This window comes from Pedobacter sp. GSP4, assembly GCF_051857575.1.
Taxonomy (GTDB): domain Bacteria; phylum Bacteroidota; class Bacteroidia; order Sphingobacteriales; family Sphingobacteriaceae; genus Pedobacter.
The window spans coordinates 768,001-785,777 of sequence record NZ_JBPZIR010000002.1 but is presented as its reverse complement, the minus strand read 5'-3'; the positions used below and the strand labels follow the sequence as shown (position 1 = coordinate 785,777).

General features: G+C 42.1%; 8 protein-coding genes. 7 read left to right on the top strand and 1 reads right to left on the bottom strand.

What is annotated here, in order from left to right; all coding sequences use genetic code 11:
• The first annotated feature begins 10 nt into the window (after positions 1–10).
• The 5 genes from ACS5PU_RS06815 (at position 11) to ACS5PU_RS06795 (ending at position 9,340) form a co-directional block, all read left to right on the top strand.
• Positions 11–1,246, top strand: a complete 1,236-nt coding sequence (locus ACS5PU_RS06815) for a DUF5000 domain-containing lipoprotein (protein ID WP_439458528.1) — start codon at positions 11–13, stop codon at positions 1,244–1,246.
• A gap of 40 nt (positions 1,247–1,286) precedes the next feature.
• Complete coding sequence (locus tag ACS5PU_RS06810; protein ID WP_439458527.1) at positions 1,287–2,507, top strand: DUF4998 domain-containing protein; 1,221 nt, start codon at positions 1,287–1,289, stop codon at positions 2,505–2,507.
• A gap of 179 nt (positions 2,508–2,686) precedes the next feature.
• Complete coding sequence (locus tag ACS5PU_RS06805; RefSeq protein ID WP_439458526.1) at positions 2,687–5,020, top strand: glycoside hydrolase family 95 protein; 2,334 nt, start codon at positions 2,687–2,689, stop codon at positions 5,018–5,020.
• 8 nt (positions 5,021–5,028) lie between these two features.
• Positions 5,029–7,077 (top strand): alpha-galactosidase, encoded by a 2,049-nt coding sequence (locus ACS5PU_RS06800; RefSeq protein WP_439458525.1) that lies wholly within the window; start codon positions 5,029–5,031, stop codon positions 7,075–7,077.
• Between the two features lie 52 nt (positions 7,078–7,129).
• Positions 7,130–9,340 carry an alpha-galactosidase gene (locus tag ACS5PU_RS06795; protein WP_439458524.1) on the top strand — a complete coding sequence of 737 codons (2,211 nt, stop codon included), beginning with the start codon at positions 7,130–7,132 and terminating at the stop codon, positions 9,338–9,340.
• Positions 9,341–9,883: 543 nt separating this feature from the next.
• Here ACS5PU_RS06795 and ACS5PU_RS06790 read toward each other — a convergent pair.
• Entirely contained in the window at positions 9,884–13,957 is a 4,074-nt protein-coding gene (locus ACS5PU_RS06790) for a two-component regulator propeller domain-containing protein (protein WP_439458523.1), read from the bottom strand.
• A 493-nt stretch (positions 13,958–14,450) separates the two neighbouring features.
• Here ACS5PU_RS06790 and ACS5PU_RS06785 point away from each other — a divergent pair, with 493 nt between their 5' ends.
• Both ACS5PU_RS06785 and ACS5PU_RS06780 read left to right on the top strand, forming a co-directional pair.
• Positions 14,451–14,924, top strand: coding sequence for a CHRD domain-containing protein (locus ACS5PU_RS06785; RefSeq protein ID WP_439458522.1), 474 nt, complete (start codon positions 14,451–14,453; stop codon positions 14,922–14,924).
• Between the two features lie 15 nt (positions 14,925–14,939).
• Positions 14,940–17,774, top strand: a complete 2,835-nt coding sequence (locus tag ACS5PU_RS06780) for a SusC/RagA family TonB-linked outer membrane protein (RefSeq protein WP_439458521.1) — start codon at positions 14,940–14,942, stop codon at positions 17,772–17,774.
• Positions 17,775–17,777: the final 3 nt, after the last annotated feature.

Genomic DNA, 17,777 nt, shown 5'->3' with positions numbered 1-17,777 from the left:
ACTTATAACGATGAAAAGTATTAAAAATAGTATTTACCTAGTCCTTATAGTTTCTGTTTTGGCCAGCATTGCGGCCTGCGAAAAAATGGAAACCTATAACGATCCGTCATCTTCGGATATGACCAAGCCAGGTACAGTAACCAATATTAAAGTAAATAATTTTAATGGCGGTGCCTACATTACCTATTCTCTGCCCAATTCGAAAAACCTGCTATATGTGCTGGCGCAGTACAAAATTAACGGTATAACCACCAGAGAAACCAAATCGAGCTATTATTCTGATACCATTATGGTTGATGGTTTTGCAAAAAAACAAGCTTACGATGTGACTTTGTATGCGGTAAGCAGGGCTGAGGTTAAATCTGATCCTGTAGTGGTGAAAGTTAACCCCGATACACCGCCTTACCTGCTTTTAAAGCCTACAATTAATGCCGAGCCCGATTTTGGCGGGATTAAAATAACCGGAACCAATCCCCTAAAAAATAACCTGGGGATAATTTTGCTGGGCGTTGGCGATAACAATGCTTCGGATGTGATTGATCAGCATTATGGCAAAACAGAAGTTTTCGATTATTCGGTAAGGGGATATGCACCCGTGGCCAAAAAGATCGGCTACTACGTAACAGATAATTTTGGGAACATTTCTGATACCACTTACAAAACCATTACCCCGTTTTTTGAAACCCTGTTGGATAGGGGCAAGTTCTTTCAGTACAGGCTGCCTTCTGATGGTGTAATTGCCTATGGATGGGACCTTCCTTACCTGTGGGATGGCAAAACCGACGGCAGCTCAAACGGATGGCATACCGCTCCAGGCGGTGCAATGCCTGCAATTGCCACATTTGGCTTGGGTGTAAGTGCCAAACTAAGCCGCTTCGTTTTATGGGAGCGCCCAGATGGAGGCGATAAATTTGCCTATGGGCACGGTAACCCCAAAGTATTTTCGATATGGGGTTCGGATGCTGCTGCACCACGCGATGCACAGCTTCCTTTAGCAGCACCTGTAGGTACGGTAATAGGCGATTGGGTTAACATGGGCAATTACAATTTCCCTAACCCGCCATCAGGCGCAACGCCAGTAGCCCATACAACAGCCGATAACGATTTTGTAAAGGCAGGGGTGAGTTTCAACTTTCCGCTAACCAACCCTAAAGTTCGGTACGTGCGTTTATCGGTAAGTACAACTTGGTCTAACGGTACTTTTGCCCACGCCATGGAAATGGCCTTTTATGGCGATCCGAGATAGTGGAAATATAAGATTCGTATAAAAAGATAAATTTTCGAACATGAAAAGTATATATAAAATTGGTGGTCTGCTATTGTTGTTGCTTACAGTGGTAATGAGCTGTACCAAAGATGATCTTGCTTTTAAAGATTTTTTAAAGGATGGAGAAATTGTTTACCCGGGGCGTGTATCCAATATCGTAACCAAGCCCGGTAATTTAAGAACGGCATTGTGGTGGAACCCAAGTCCCGATCCAAGTGTAAGCAAATATGTGGTGTACTGGAACAACAATGCCGATAGTGTAACGGTGGCGGCAAGTAGCCATAATCCTTCAGATACCATTAAGGTGGTAATTCCGAAACTGAGCGAGTACACTTATACCTTTACCATTTACTCGTATGATGCTCAAGGACATAAATCTATCCCCATTGAAGCCAGAAACGTGAGGGTTTTTGGTCCTTTATACCAATCGGGATTATTGAACAGGCCTTATAATGCCACTACACCTTACGTTATTAATAGTAATGGCTCGGTACAGTTAAATTTTAAAACCCCCGATACCATTAATGTAAATACCATTATCAGGTACACCAATACTGCAGGGGCGAGTATAGATAAAACACTTTTACCGGCCGATACAGCCATTACCCTTACAGATTATAAAGCAGGGACCGATATTACTTATAAATCATCGTACATACCAGGGAAGGGTTCGTTGGATGTTTTTTCGGTAACCGATTTTTCTACCTTCCCTAAAATATTCTCTTACGTGCTTTGCAATAGGGCTTTATTTAGTGAGGTGAAACTTCCAGGCGATGCACCAACTTACGAGTCGGGCACCAGCATCAGCAAACTTTGGGATGGAAGCGTTGGTCCGCAGGGCTACCCGAATATTTTTCATAGCGCGGGTAATAGCGGTATGCCACATGTAATCACTTTCGATTTGGGAAAAATTTATACCAATTTATCGCGTATAGAAGAAACTGGCAGAGATTGTTGTAATAATCCCGATCGTTTTGAAGTTTGGGGCATAGCCGATTTAACCAATGCCACTACCAATTTATCGGCAAGTAACAGCGGTTGGCCAGCAGAAGCAACCAGTAAGGGCTGGGTACTTTTAAAAGATGTAACCCGTACCGATGATGGTAAAAATGCAATTACTGCCGAACTCGATAACGGAGGCAAACCGATTCGTTATATTCGCATCAGGATTAAACATGTTACCACTGGAGACGGAAATTACAGCAATATGAGCGAACTCCGTTTCTGGAACAAGGAGTAATTTTTTAAACGACCGTCATTTCGACTGGAATGTTTAATTAAAATGGCCGTCATTTCGAGCGGACCCGATAGCTATCGGGTGCAACGCAGCCGAGAAATCTATCTCGAGGTAGATCTCTCCACTCCACTGCGTTCCGGTCGAGACAACGGTCTTAGATTAATCACACACAAAAATGAAAAATGAATTTTAAACAACTGACAGCTATTGCGCTTTTTTCGCTTTTCATCAGTAAAAATGTTTCTGCCCAGCAACAGCCGCTCCAGCTCTGGTACGATAAACCGGCCAAGGTTTGGGAAGAAACATTGCCTTTGGGAAATGGTAAGCTGGGCATGACACCCGATGGGGGCGTTGCCAGAGAAAACATTGTGCTAAACGATATTACCCTGTGGAGTGGCGGTAAGCAGGATGCCAATAACTACGAAGCCTATAAAAGCCTGCCAAAAATCAGGCAACTGATATTGGCAGGTAAAAATGACGAAGCCCAGGAGCTAGTTAACCGCGATTTTGTTTGTAAAGGACAAGGCTCGGGCGGGGCAAACTGGGGCAAGTATCAAACCCTTGGCAATCTTCAGCTTGATTTTGATTACCCTGGTATTAAGGCGGCAAGTCCGCAGGTGTATAAAAGATATTTATCGCTCGATAAGGCTGTAGCCGTTACCGAATTTAGCCTTGATGGTGTACAATACAAAAGAGAGTACTTCTGCAGTTTTGATGATGATGTAAATATCATCCGCATTACAGCCAGTAAGCCTAATAAACTGAACTGCAATATTTCCATAAGCAGGCCCGAAAAAGCAAACCTTGCCAGCGAAGGAAATGAACTGCTCATGTTTGGCCAGCTGGATAATGGAACGGATGGCAAAGGAATGAAATACCTGAGCAGGGTGGCTACCAAATTGAAAGATGGTTCAGTTACCACCGAAGGCAATATCCTTAAAGTAAAAAATGCTTCAGAGCTTATTATTTATGTAGCAGCAGAAACCGATTTTAAACATGCTGATTTTGAAGACCGGGTAAAACAGGTTTTACTGGCGGCCCAAAAGAAAGCTTATGCTTTAGAACTGGCTAACCACAGCGCCAAATTTGGAAAATTGTTTAACCGGTTAAAAATCAATTTGGGCGAAGGCGCGGGAGCCAAACTGCCAACTGATATGAGGTTGGAACACTTTTACAAAGATTACAAAAATGATGTTTCCTTAAGTGCATTATTCTTTCAGTTTGGCCGCTATTTAAGCATCAGCAGCATCAGGGTTGGCCTGTTGCCGCCCAATTTGCAGGGCTTATGGGCAAACCAGATCAATACCCCATGGAACGGCGATTACCACCTGGATGTAAATGTACAGATGAACCATTGGGCCATTGAGCCGGCCAACCTTTCCGAATTAAACCTGCCATTGACCGAACTGGTAAGGAATTTAACTGATCACGGTGCAAAAACAGCCAAAGCTTATTACAATGCCGATGGCTGGATTGCCCACGTAATTACCAATGTGTGGGGCTTTACCGAACCCGGCGAAAGTGCCTCTTGGGGTGCATCTAATGCAGGTTCGGGCTGGTTGTGCAGTAACCTGTGGGATCATTTTGCCTACAGCCGCGATTTAAAATACCTGAAAAGCATTTATCCCATTTTAAAAGGATCGGCAGCATTTTACCAAAGTGCATTAATTAAAGATCCCAAAACGGGCTGGCTGGTAACCTCCCCATCTGTATCGCCCGAAAATACTTTTTATCTGCCCAACGGAAAAACGGCCAGCATTTCGATGGGGCCAACCATCGATAACCAGATTGTAAGGGAGCTTTTTAATCATGTAATTACGGCTGCTAAACTGCTTAAAACAGATGCGGCATTTAGTGCCTCGCTACAAGATAAATTAAAATCAATTCCTCCGGTAGGGGTAATCAGCAAAGATGGTCGCATACAGGAATGGTTGGAAGATTATAAAGAAACAGACCCTCAGCACCGCCATATTTCGCATTTATATGGTGTTTATCCCGCAGGTTTAATTACACCAAATACTACACCTGCTTTGGCCGAAGCCGCTAAGAAAACACTCGAAGTGAGGGGCGACGACGGACCAAGTTGGTCAATCGCTTATAAACAGTTATTTTGGGCACGTTTACAGGATGGAAACAGAGCATTTAAGCTTTTTAGGGAAATCTTAAAACCAACTTTGCGCACTGATATTAATTATGGCGCTGGTGGAGGGGTTTATCCGAATATGTTATCGGCAGGCCCTCCCTTTCAGATTGATGGTAATTTTGGTGCAACTGCAGCCATTGCCGAAATGCTGATCCAAAGTCATGATGGCTACATAGAACTATTGCCCGCTATACCTGATGCCTGGAAAGCCTTTGGTGAAATTAAAGGTTTAAAAGCCCGTGGTAATTTTACGGTTGATATGAACTGGAAGGACGGAAAAATTACCGCTTACAAAATTGCATCGGCCACACCGCAAAAGGTAAAGCTTAAAATGAACGGAAAACTAACCGAAGTAACTTCGACAAAATTTTAGAACAATACATGATTTTTAAACTTTTATTAAAGCCCAAGCCTCTTTTAGTTTTATTCATGCTGTTTTTTGCCTGCAGAACTGCCTCGGCTATTGTGATCAGTTATGGTAAAGCCGGCAAAATAAACTATAACCTCGAAACAGGCACATTTAACGTTTCGGATGCTGCGGTGCAACTGTTATTGGATGGTTTTTCGCAGGCTGGCTATCAGAATGCAATACTCAGTTCAAAAGATTATAAGCAGATTAGCTATAGCAAAAGCAGCATTAAAGATGGCTTTGGCCGTGGCATTAAACATGTGTTTTTGTTAAAACAGGCTGGTTTGCCCAGTATGAAGCAGGTATTTTACACCTATGCCGATCAGGATTATTTTATGGTTGCGGTATTTTTACAAGGGGCTAATTTATCGGTTAACCATTTGGTTCCTTTAAACGGAAACCTGGTTGATCAGGAAAGCTCAAATGCGCCAACCAGTTTATTTGTGCCTTTTGATAACGATACTTTTATTTCGTACAATGCGGTGCCTTTAAAAGCCAATGTAAGCAATCCAAGTGCGGAGGTTACCGCTTTGTACCATGATCAATCATGTAATGGCTTTGTAATCGGCTCTATTGAACATGGCAATTGGAAAACAGGCATTATAACTGCCCGCGATAGCGAGAAAAAAATAAACCTGAAGGCCATTTGTGGTTATACCGAAGAGAAAATTACCCGCGATAATATAGTGCATGGTTACCTAAAAGGTAATTCAATTGCTTCTGCTAAAGTATTATTCGGGGCATTTGCCGATTGGCGGCAAGGAATGGAAAAATATGCCAAGGCCAATCGGATAGCCGAAGCCCCGATTGTTTTTAAATGGAAGGCGCCGACTCCGGTGGGCTGGAACAGCTGGGGAGCCATGCAGGAAAAAATAACACTCGAAAAAGCAGATCAGGTAAGCGATTTTTTTGCCGATAGTTTAAAGTCTTTCAGGAGCGGGGGGGTAGCTTATATCGACCTCGATTCGTATTGGGACAACCTGTTAAGGGGTGGCTTAAATGGCGACTATTCCAAACTGAAAGCCTTTGCCGATCATGCGAAATCAAAAGGTTTAAAACCAGGTATTTATTGGGCTCCTTTTGTGGATTGGGGATTTGCGGCTGGCGGAAAACGTATTGCCGATGGAAGCCGGTATTCTTTTGGCAGCATGTGGACAAAAGTTGGCGCAGGTTACCATGATATTGATGGTGCCAGGGCATTAGATCCCACACATCCGGGTACCCAACAGCGCATTGCTACCGTAATACGGAAATTTAAGGAATGTGGATTCGAAATGATCAAAATAGACTTTTTAGGTCATGCGGCCATAGAATCCGATCACTTTTACGATCCGAAAATTACCACAGGCATGCAGGCTTATAAAGTAGGTATGGAATTTTTGCTAAAACAGCTTGATGATAAAATGTTGGTTTATGCAGCCATATCGCCGAGTTTGGCTTCTGGACGCTACATTCATATGCGCAGAATTGCCTGCGATGCCTTTAAATCAATAAACGATACCGAATATACCTTAAACAGCCTAACTAACGGCTGGTGGCAAACTTATCTTTACGATTATATTGATGCCGACCATGTGGTGTTCTCTGATCAATCTGAGGGCGAAAACAGGGCCAGGCTGCTGTCGGCTATTGTTACCGGAACCTGTATCACTGGCGACGATTTTTCTAAGCCTGGAAAATGGCGCAGCACTGCACAACAGTTGCTGAACAATACAGAAATTTTAAAGGTTTTGGAAGATGGAAAAGCATTTCTTCCAGTAGAAGGAGATAAGGGTAAATCGGCCTCGCAATTATTTGTAAAAGACCTCAATGGCGTGAAATACCTTGCCATATTTAATTATGGCAGTGATGCAAAAAACTATACCATTGACTTTTCAAGGATCGGCTTAAAAGCTGCTGGATTTTACCGTGCTGAAAACCTCATTGCCCAAAAAACAGAAGATTTTAAAAATAACCAAAACATTAATTTAGGCGCAAAAGATGCCATTCTATTTAAAATTACGCTCCAAGCATCAAATTAAAATCAACCTATCTACCTATAAAAAACATTAGCTATTAGTATTGAAAACACAAATGAACAGATCAGATCAAATTACAGGTTATATGAGGCAGGGGGCATTGGCAATGGCTGTTTCCCTCTTTACCATGGCAAGCATTAAGGCGCAAACCATCATTCCAATCGAAACCGCCCACAACGCTTTGGTATTGCAAGCCGATGTTAAAAAAGATGTAAATACCATATTTTTCGGAAAAAAACTCGCCAATAAGCAGGAGTATGCACAGGTTAGCGGTCAGTACAGACAAACAGAAGATTATACCGGCCAGTTAAATTCAGTTTACACCCCCTCCGGATCGAGAAACCTTGTTGAGCCGGCCATTAGTGTTACCCATGTCGATGGCAATAATTCGCTCGATCTGAAATATGTTGATCATACGGTTACAGCTGTTGATGACAATGTAAGCCTGCTTAAAATCAGGTTAAAAGATCCGGTTTATAATTTCGAAGTCACCCTGTTTTATAAATCCTTTTACCAGCAAGATGTAATAGAGCAATGGACAGAAATTAGACACAACGAAAAAGGAACTGTTGTACTGCACAAATATGCTTCGGCCAATCTGCACTTAAAATCGCCACATTTCTGGCTTAACCAATATCATGGCGATTGGGCCAAAGAAATGCAGCCCGAGCAAAGCGAAATTACACATGGCATTAAAACCTTAGATAGCAAGCTGGGAACAAGGGCCAATCTCTTTCAGCCATCGGTTTTTATGATTTCTTTAGATCAACCGGCTGAAGAAAATGAAGGCAATGTTTTATACGGCGCACTGGAGTGGAGCGGTAATTTTAAGATCGATCTGGAGTTGGATTATCAGGATAACCTGCGCATTATTGCGGGCATGAACAACTATGCTTCGCCGTACAGCCTAAAACCTGGTGAAGCTTTCACAACACCGGCATTTTTGTACACCTTTTCTGATCAGGGAAAAGGCGATGCCAGTAGGAAATTGCAGAACTGGGCGCGCAACTATAAGATTTTGGATGGTAAGGGCACCCGTTTAACGCTTTTAAATAACTGGGAAGCCACTTATTTCGACTTTAACGAACAGAAACTGGCCGAATTGTTAAAGGATACCAAAAAACTGGGTGTCGATTTCTTTTTGCTGGATGATGGTTGGTTCGGCAATAAATATCCACGCAACGATGACCATGCGGGGCTTGGCGATTGGCAGGAAAACAAAAAGAAACTGCCAAATGGAATCTCTTCCCTGGTAAAAGAAGCCGATCAGGTTGGAACCAAATTTGGGATATGGATTGAACCGGAAATGGTGAGCCCAAAAAGCGAACTGTATGAAAAACATCCTGATTGGGTGGTAAAACAGCCAAACCGCCCTGAACATTATTTTAGAAACCAGTTAGAACTGGATCTGTCGAACCCAAAGGTACAGGATTTTGTTTTCGGTGTGGTAGATGAGCTATTTACCAAAAACCCTAAACTGGCCTATATTAAATGGGATTGCAATGCCGTTATTTATAATGCCTACTCTGCACATTTAAAAAACCAGTCGCACTTTTACATCGATTATGTAAAGGGCCTATACAGCGTTCTACAGCGCATAAGGGCCAAATATCCAACTGTACCAATGATGTTGTGCTCAGGCGGTGGCGGTAGGGTAGATTACGCGGCCCTACAATACTTTACCGAGTTTTGGCCGAGTGATAATACCGATCCGTTGGAAAGGATATTTATGCAGTGGGAATACTCTTATTTTTATCCGGCCATTAGCAGTGCTAACCATGTTACCGATTGGGGCAAGCAACCGATAAAATTCCGTACGGATGTAGCGATGATGGGTAAATTGGGTTTTGATATTGTGGTGAGCAAGCTTCCCGAAAAGGAACTTCAGTTTTGCCAGGAAGCGATTAAAAATTACAACGAGCTGAAAGAGATTATCTGGCAGGGAGAACAATACCGTTTGGCCAATCCGCGTACGGGCAGTGTTGCATCAATGTTATACGTAAATGCACAGAAAACAGCAGGTGTAATATTCAATTACCTCGTAAATTACCGTTATGGTGCAGGCAGTAAATATCCCGTTAAACTGAATGGACTCGATGCGGCGAAGAAATATGTGATTAAAGAGATCAACCTTTTTCCGGGTACAAAATCAGCTATTGATAGCAGTAAAACCTATACAGGAGATTTTTTAATGAAGGTTGGCTTTAACCCAAATTTAAATACGGATAGGACAAGTGTAGTGCTGAAATTTGAGGAAGTGAAATAATGGACTGCGTAGCAATAACTTTTATTGGCACGTTTTAAAATCGGCCGTCATTCCCAATCGGGTTGGGAATGACGAACTCCGAATCCTATCATCCCTTCACCCGTGGTTCGTGTCCTCACGCACCACTTGGAATAAGTTTTTTGCTAATACCTTAAATGCTAACAAAAGCCCTTCGACTCCGCTCAGGGTGACAATCGGTGACGGACCGACTGAGGACTTTGGACTGGAGGCTCAAGACTTAGTACCAATCTACTCTTCTCCATTCCTCATCCGTGGTTCGTGTCCTCACGTACCACTTGGAATAAGTTTTTTGTCTAATACCTTAACTGCTAACAAAAGCCCTTCGACTCCGCTTAGGGACAATCGGTGATGTGCCGACTGAGGATTTTTCACCCGTGGTTCGTGTCCTCACGCACCACTTGCGTTAAGTTTTTTGTCTAATACCTTAACTGCTAACAAAAGCCCTTCAACTCCGCTCAGGGTGACAATCGGTGATGTACCGACTGAGGATTTTGCACTGGAAACTCAAGACTTAGTACCAATCTACTCTTCTCCATTCATAAAATACCGCGGGCCTTGTCCGAATTGCTTTTTAAACTCCCTGCTGAAATATTTTGGATCGTTAAAGCCAACCTGATAAGCTACTTCGTAAATGGTGAACCTGTTTTGTTTAAACAGTTCCATTGCTTTCTTTAAACGGATCGATTTAACAAAATCATTAACCGAAAGGTTGGTTAGCTGCCGTATTTTTTTATACAGCACAGGCCGGCTCATGCCAACCATCGAAGCCAGTTCCTGTACGCCGAAATCTTCATCGGCAATATGCTCGTCGATATAACCCATTAATTTTGACATAAAAGCCTCATCAATAGCATTAATGGTAAGCTCTTTGGGTTGCAGGTGGATATGCTGTAAAAATTTCTGCCGCATAACCTGTCTCGACATCAATAAATTCCGCACATTGAGCAATAGCAGCTCCGGACTAAAAGGTTTGGTTATATAGGCATCAGCTCCGGTTTCTAAACCGCTAACCTGGTGGATGTGCGAAGAACGTGCAGTAAGTATAATCACCGGGATATGACTGGTACGTTCATCTTGCTTAAGCCTGCGGCACAATTCAATCCCATCCATTACAGGCATCATAATGTCGCAGATGATCAGATCGGGAAGGGTTTCTACCGCTGTTTCCCAACCCAATAGCCCGTTTTCGCTTTCAGTAACCTGATAACTTCCACCAACCAAAGATGAAATTAACTGCCTGATTTCGCTGTTATCTTCCACTATTAAAATGGTTTCTTGAGCAAGATCCACAGGTTTAGCCGTTTTTAAATCTGTTACACCGTTTTCTACCGTTTCTGTATAGAGGTTAGGGTGCGATGGATAATCCTTAACGCCATCGAAAAGGGCTGTTTTAAAATGCGACTTTCCTTTTTTAAGCCTTACAGTAAATTTGGTAAAGCCCCTCGATCCATTTTCTGCAGGCGTACTTTCTACGGCAATATGGCCTTTATGTTCTTCCACAATAGCTTTCGATAAGGCAAGGCCAATGCCCGAGCCAATTTGGTTGGAGCTTTGCTCGTCGATCTGAAAATAATCGCTAAACAGGTTCTTCAAGCTTTCGGCGGGGATGCCCAGTCCATTGTCTGAAATGCTGATTTCCACTTCATCAGCCTGTTCCAGCGCTGTAACGACGATTTGGCCACCATTACTGCAAAATTTAAATGCATTTGATAAGAGATTGAACAATACCTTTTCGAGCTGCCGCTTATCAAAAAACAGGTTAATGTGTTCCTGTTCGTGTACAAATTGATATTGTATACTATTGGTTTGGGCCAAATGCGAGAAAGACAGGTAAATTTCGCTGATAAAATCAATAATATTATCCTCTGTAACGTGCAGGGTAAGGTGCCCGGTTTCTGCTTTCCTAAAATCCATTAATTCGGTAATGAGGCGCATTAGCCTGTTCGCGTTGTTTTTTATGGGGATGATCTGCCTATTCAGTTCAGTATCGTTTTGGTATTGGTTGGATAGGTTTTCGAGCGGTCCGAGGATTAAGGTTAAAGGGGTTCTGATTTCGTGGGCCACATAAGTGAAGAAATTCAGTTTCATTTTCTGTATATCCTCCGTACGTTTTAACAGGGCACGCACAAACAGATACCGTACAATCAAAAACAATAAGCCCGAAAAGAAAGCCAGATAAATAAGATAGGCCCACCAGGTTGCCCAAAAGGGTGGGAGTACCGTAATTTTAAGCACAGCAGGTGTGCCGCCAGGATTTCCGTCGTTGTTGTTCCCGCTAACCATAAGGGTATAACTGCCCGAAGGCAGATCGGCGTAGCTTACGCTGGGGATATCGGTTTTAACCCAGTTTTTGCTGTGGCCTTTAAGCAGGTAGCTGTAACTGTTTTTTTCTGGTTTAATGTAATTGAGCAGGGCAAAATCGATGCTGAAATTGTTGTTGTCGTATTTAAAGGTAATTTGCTGGGTGTTTTTGATGTCTTCTTTTAACAGTCCATCAGGGCCGTTTACAACAACTGGTTGGTTAAACAGTTTAAGTCCGGTAAAGGTAATTGGTGCCACATTTTGGTTAATATCAATCTGTGCAGGATAAAAAGTAGTTAAGCCATCGTATCCCCCAAAAAACAGTTCGCCATGGCTATCTTTTAAAAACGAGCGGATATTAAAATCGTTGCCGGCAAGACCATCGCTTTTGGTGTAGTTGATAAATTTACCGGTTTGGGTTACGAGTTTAGACAGGCCTTTATCGGTACTGATCCATAAATTTTTGTTGTCATCTTCAATTATCCCAAAAATATTGCTGTTCGGGAGTCCATCTTTTTCGCTGTAGGTTTTAAAGGTTCTGCCATTAAAAATGCTCAGCCCTCCAAATGCGGTTCCAACGCCGATATTTCCGTTTTGAAGCTGCACAATACAGTTGATGTGATCTGATTTTAATCCCTTGGTATTGGCTTTGCTGCGGTAATAGGCCTTAATTATTTTGCTTGTGGGGTTATAAACGTATAAACCGGCCATGGTTCCAATCCATAGGTTTTTGGCCTTATCTTCAAATATAATCTGGATGTACTTGTTCTTCAGGTTTTTTTCTATGGGGCTTTTAACGGTTGCAGCAGCATATTCGCCGTTTGTTTTCTTTAAGGTTGATAATCCATCCCTGGAGCCTACCCATACCGTTCCGTAACTATCTTCGGTTATGGCAATAACCTCGGCACCGCCAGGGCTATTTTTAACATCCTTAACGTTGACTATTTTTTTAAAATTGTTTGTGGCGCGGTTAAATAAATACAAACCGCCTCGGTGCGTACCCACCAATAATTTACCTGTTTTATCCAGGCAAAGCGTTTTAATCAGGTTCGAATTTAGTCCGTTGCCATCGTTAGGGGCAGATTTATAATAGCTAATGCTGTGGTTGTTTCTGTTAACATAGTTTAAACCGCCACCTTCGGTACCAATCCACAGGTTGTGGTGTTCGTCTTCGGCCATGGCGCTTACAATATTGCTGCTTAGGCCCTGTTGGTTTTTCGAATTTCTGAGCACAGTAAAGGGAGTGGCAGATGGATAAACCACATTTACGCCTTTGTAGAAAGTACCCACGTACATAGAACCGTTAATATCCTGAAAAATACTATGTATGGAGTTTTGGCTTAATCCGTTTGGCTGATCGGGATCGTAGCGGTAATTGGTGAAATTGCGGGTAACAGGGTTTAATATGCTCAGCCCTTCCTGCGTGCCGATCCAGATATTGCCGGCTTTATCGCAGGTTAATTTTCTGATGTCGTTATTGATAATCGAATTTGGATCGCTAGTGCTGGTTTGGTAGCGTTTAAAGGTTTTGTGCTGGTAATCAAACAGGTTTAAACCGTTATAAGTACCCAGCCAAAGGTTTTTCTGCTTATCAATTACTATGCTTTTTATGGCATTGGCGCTAATGCTGTTCTTGTTGTTGGGGTTGTGCCTAAAAATTTCGAAATGGTATTTGCCCTTAACCTGGTAAATGCGCACCAGGCCATTAAAAGTACCTACCCAAAGGTTTTGCCGATCATCCTTAAAAACAGAAAAAACATAATTAAGCCCCGATTTGTAGTTCGATTTATTAAAGAGGAACTTTTTAAAAATCTGTTTCTCGGCATCTATTACAAGGTTAAGCCCGTTGTAAGTTCCAATCCAGATGTTTTTCTGGGGGTCTTCATACACACATTCTACCGAATCGCAGCTAAAAGAGTTTGCTGAGCTCCGTTTGTTGATGCGTAAAAAACGGTCGGTTTTTGCGTTGTAAATATTCAGTCCGTTTTCGGTGCCAACCCATAACCTTCCTCTGCTATCGCTCAATAGGCTGGTAATTACATTGTCCGAAATGCTGTTCTGGTTATCAGAGCTGTTGCTGTAAATTTTAAACCGGTAACCATCGTAACGGTTTAAACCATGCCGGGTACCCATCCAAATAAACTGGCTTTTATCCTGGGCAATAGCCATCACCGAATTTTGCGACAGGCCATTATCAATAGTTAAATGGTTAAACGTAACCTGCTTTTGTGCACGTAATGAGGTGCAGATCAAAAATATTAATAAAAGGGATATAGCGCTTAAACGCAGCTTCATAATTCGGGTTAGATTTTTTAATCACCTTACACTTTGAGGAATAAAAGCCGGGGGATGATTTTATCCTAAATATAGCGCGAACTTATTAAAATAATAAGGAATTGCAGTTTTTCTACCCATTCATTTACAATTTTCGACCTTTTTCATTTTGGGCCAAGGTAGTTTTGGGAAAGCTAATACAGGTACTGCCCAAACCATTTTACCAATAACTACCAGGCAATTTCCATCATTAGCTTATAACCAAATTAACCAACAACCATGGCACGCTGAATGAACTAACTAAGGCAGGCCAAACAACAAGTATTAACCAAACCAACAATGAAACAAAAATTACTTTTATTAAAAGCGGTGCTTTTAAAAATTAGGAGTCCGAAGGTTTTGCACCGGCGTTTCCCGTCAGTACAACATAACCAACAGAAATGGATGCTAGCATTTTAATTACTGGCTCTACCAGTAATAATAAAACATCCCGAACAATCAACTCCTAAAATTTATGAACTTATTTACACTCAAAAGGCATTGCCTAATGCCTGCACTTGCCTTATTGTTTTTTACTTCCTGCAAGAAAAAAGAAGTCGAATCAGACATCTACACCATCCGGCAATGGAAATCAGATTTATCTGTAAGCAATGTTGTGCCCGCAATAACCGGCAGAACAGACCACGCGGTAGCTGTATGCTATTTAATGACCGATAACAAGCTTTACTACTACCTGTATTTTGATGCCCCGATCAACAATGGCGATAGCCCAACCAAAGCAGCAATTTACAGTGGAACTGCTGGCGCCAATGGAACTGTGTTGATTGACCTGAACAACGGTGCCTTTAATACCAGTAGGGAAGTAAAAGGGTCGGTTGAGTTATCGGCGCAGACCATAGCAGATCTAAATTCGAAAACACTTTACCTGCAGATTGCCTCGGGCCAACAAGGCGGTGGTTTGGTAAGGGGCACATTAACATCATACTAATAAACAGCTGATATTATGAAGATAAAAAATACAAATATTAGACTGAAGTGGCTGGTAGGTATGTTAGGCCTTGCACCTGTTTTTGCACTGGCACAAGAAAAACCCAGCACTAACACGGTTATAAAGGTGGATAGTACATTGATCAGGAGATTTGATCAGAAAAACTTTCTGCAGAATAAAGTTGATGTATGGAACGGAACAACTAAAAAAGCCAATCTGATAGTGGGTGCGGCCACCATATATGGCGATGATATTAATGCCACGCCGGTATCGGATGTAACCAATACGGTAGCAGGCCGTTTAACGGGTTTGTACACGCTGCAATCGTCGGCCCGTACAGGTTTTGATGTTACGCAACTGGTACTCCGAGGACAAACGCCGCTTATCGTGGTTGATGGTGTGCCGAGATCGTTCACCAATTTTAATCCCGATGATGTAGAGAGCATTACGGTATTGAAAGATGCCCTGTCTACTTCGATGTATGGCATGCGTTCATCAGGCGGTATCATTTACATCACCACTAAAAAACAATCTAAAAACAATCCTTTCGAAATTAATTTCGGTGCGGAGTATGGTGCGCTTCAAAATCTGTTTACACCAAAGTTTATTACCGGCGGCGATTATGCCCGCATTTATAACGAAGCACAGTTAAATACAAATCCCGGCAGTACGCCTGTGTACAGCGATGCCGTTATCGGTGCTTACGATAACAACACCAATAACCCGTTTTTACAGCCCAATAACAACTGGTACGATCTGGTTTATAAAAAGAACAGTGCGCAAAAACGTTATCATTTGGGTGTAGCTGGCAACTCTCAGGCTTTTAAGTATTATGCCAGCTTAGAGCATTTTGCATCTGATGGTAATTTTGTAACCGATAATAACAATGTTTACAATACAAATAACTTTTATAAACGCTATAACATCCGCACCAATGCCGAAATTAATTTTAACGAAGATATTTCTTTACAGCTGAATATTTTCGGTTCGGTAGAAAACAACAACCAGCCCGGCGCTTATGCAGCTAACATTATGGGCTTGGTGTATGCTACTTCGCCACTGGCCTATGCGGTAAAAAATCCTGATGGAACCTACGGCGGTACGGCTTCGTTAACCAATAATATTTTGGCCAACACAATCAATTCGGGTTATATAATGACCACCACGCGTACCTTAAACTCGGATGTGGCTTTAAAATATAAGTTAGATGATATTACCAAAGGTTTATGGGCCAAGGCTGGTTTATCGATAGCCAACTACTACAGTGAAGACATTTTAAAAACAAAAACATTTGCCATTTATTACCCAACCATAAACGGCAGTACAGTTAATTATACCAAATCGGGTACGGATAGTAAAGTGCTTTTGGGCGGTGGTAGTTCTGATGTAACCGATCAGTTAAAACAGACCTATTACAATTTTATGTTAGGCTATTCAAGAGATTTTGGAAGCCAACACCTGGATCTGTTAGGCTCATATAATGGCGATAACAGTTTATCGAGCGGTTTGTTAACCAATGGGCAGTTAAATAATATCCTTAAAACCGGAGGCCTATCGGCCAAATACAATTACAATGAAAAGTATTTTGCCGAAGCTGCTGGTTCGTACAGTAGTTTTAACAAATATGCTGACGCACAGAAATGGGTATTTCTTCCTTCAGTTGGTTTGGGTTGGGTAGCATCGAAAGAAGAATGGTTTAATCCTTCTACAGTTAATTTCTTAAAATTCAGGGCTACCTTTGGTTTAACCGCAAGAGCAAATCTTTCTGATTATTTTTCTTACATCCAGCGGTATTCCATCAGTGGCTCGGGTTATGTTTTTGGTACTGGCCAAACAGCGGTGGGTACAGCTGTTCAAGGAAGCCTGGCTACCTCAAATGTAGGCGCAGCAAAGGCCAGGAAGTTTGAAGTTGGTGCCGACGCCGCATTTTTAAACCATAAATTAAATGTAGGCTTAACCTATTACAACAATAAATATTACGATCTACTAATCTCTAGGCCCTATGCAAGCGCCATTATCGGTGCCGATTATCCTGATCAGAACCTTGGCGAAGCAAGATATTCGGGCGTAGAAGGTACGGTAGATTTTGGAGGTAAATCGGGCGATCTGGGTTATAAAATCGGTTTAAACCTTAGCGTACAAAAGAATAAAATTTTATATGCAGGCGAGCCGGATTATCCATATAGCTGGATGTATACTGCAGGTCAGGCGTCAGGCACTTTTGGGTACCAGGCCATAGGCTTTTATAAAACAGGAGAAACTGCAGGCAATACGCCAACCTTATTGGGTTATACACCAGTTCCAGGCGATATCAAATACCAGGACCTGAATGGTGATGGTATAATTTCTTCACTCGACCAAAAGAAAATTACCGGCGATAAAGCTTTGGTTTATGGCGGCTTAAACCTGGCTTTCAATTACCAAGGATTTGATTTTTCGGCCTTGGTACAAGGGGTTTTCAATAGAGAGGTGCTGTTGGGTACGGGCACTATGCTGGCTTTAAATAACAACACAGGTTATGTTTTAGATTATACCACCCAAAACAGGTGGACACCAAGTAACCAGGAAAACGCCACTTTACCACGACTAACACTAGGAACCAATTTAAACAACAATGTGGCTTCCAGCTTCTGGTTGCGCAATGGCAATTACCTGAGGCTAAAAAATGTAGAGTTGGGCTACTCGCTTCCTGCACACCTGATTAACAGGTTGAGAATAAAAAAACTTAGATTTTTCGTAAACGGCTATAACATGCTTACCGCTTCAAAACTGGATTTCGATCCCGAATCGTTGCTCAGCAGTTTCCCTAATCAACGTGTAATCAACGGAGGTGTATCATTAACATTATAGAAA

Bases quoted from the DNA above. Each gene is read 5' to 3' on its own strand.
- ACS5PU_RS06810 (WP_439458527.1), top strand. From the start codon at position 1,287: ATGAAAAGTATATATAAAATTGGTGGTCTGCTATTGTTGTTGCTTACA.
- ACS5PU_RS06805 (WP_439458526.1), top strand. From the start codon at position 2,687: ATGAATTTTAAACAACTGACAGCTATTGCGCTTTTTTCGCTTTTCATC.
- ACS5PU_RS06795 (WP_439458524.1), top strand. From the start codon at position 7,130: ATGAACAGATCAGATCAAATTACAGGTTATATGAGGCAGGGGGCATTG.
- ACS5PU_RS06790 (WP_439458523.1), bottom strand. From the start codon at position 13,957: ATGAAGCTGCGTTTAAGCGCTATATCCCTTTTATTAATATTTTTGATC.
- ACS5PU_RS06785 (WP_439458522.1), top strand. From the start codon at position 14,451: ATGAACTTATTTACACTCAAAAGGCATTGCCTAATGCCTGCACTTGCC.
- ACS5PU_RS06800 (WP_439458525.1), top strand. From the start codon at position 5,029: ATGATTTTTAAACTTTTATTAAAGCCCAAGCCTCTTTTAGTTTTATTC.
- ACS5PU_RS06815 (WP_439458528.1), top strand. From the start codon at position 11: ATGAAAAGTATTAAAAATAGTATTTACCTAGTCCTTATAGTTTCTGTT.
- ACS5PU_RS06780 (WP_439458521.1), top strand. From the start codon at position 14,940: ATGAAGATAAAAAATACAAATATTAGACTGAAGTGGCTGGTAGGTATG.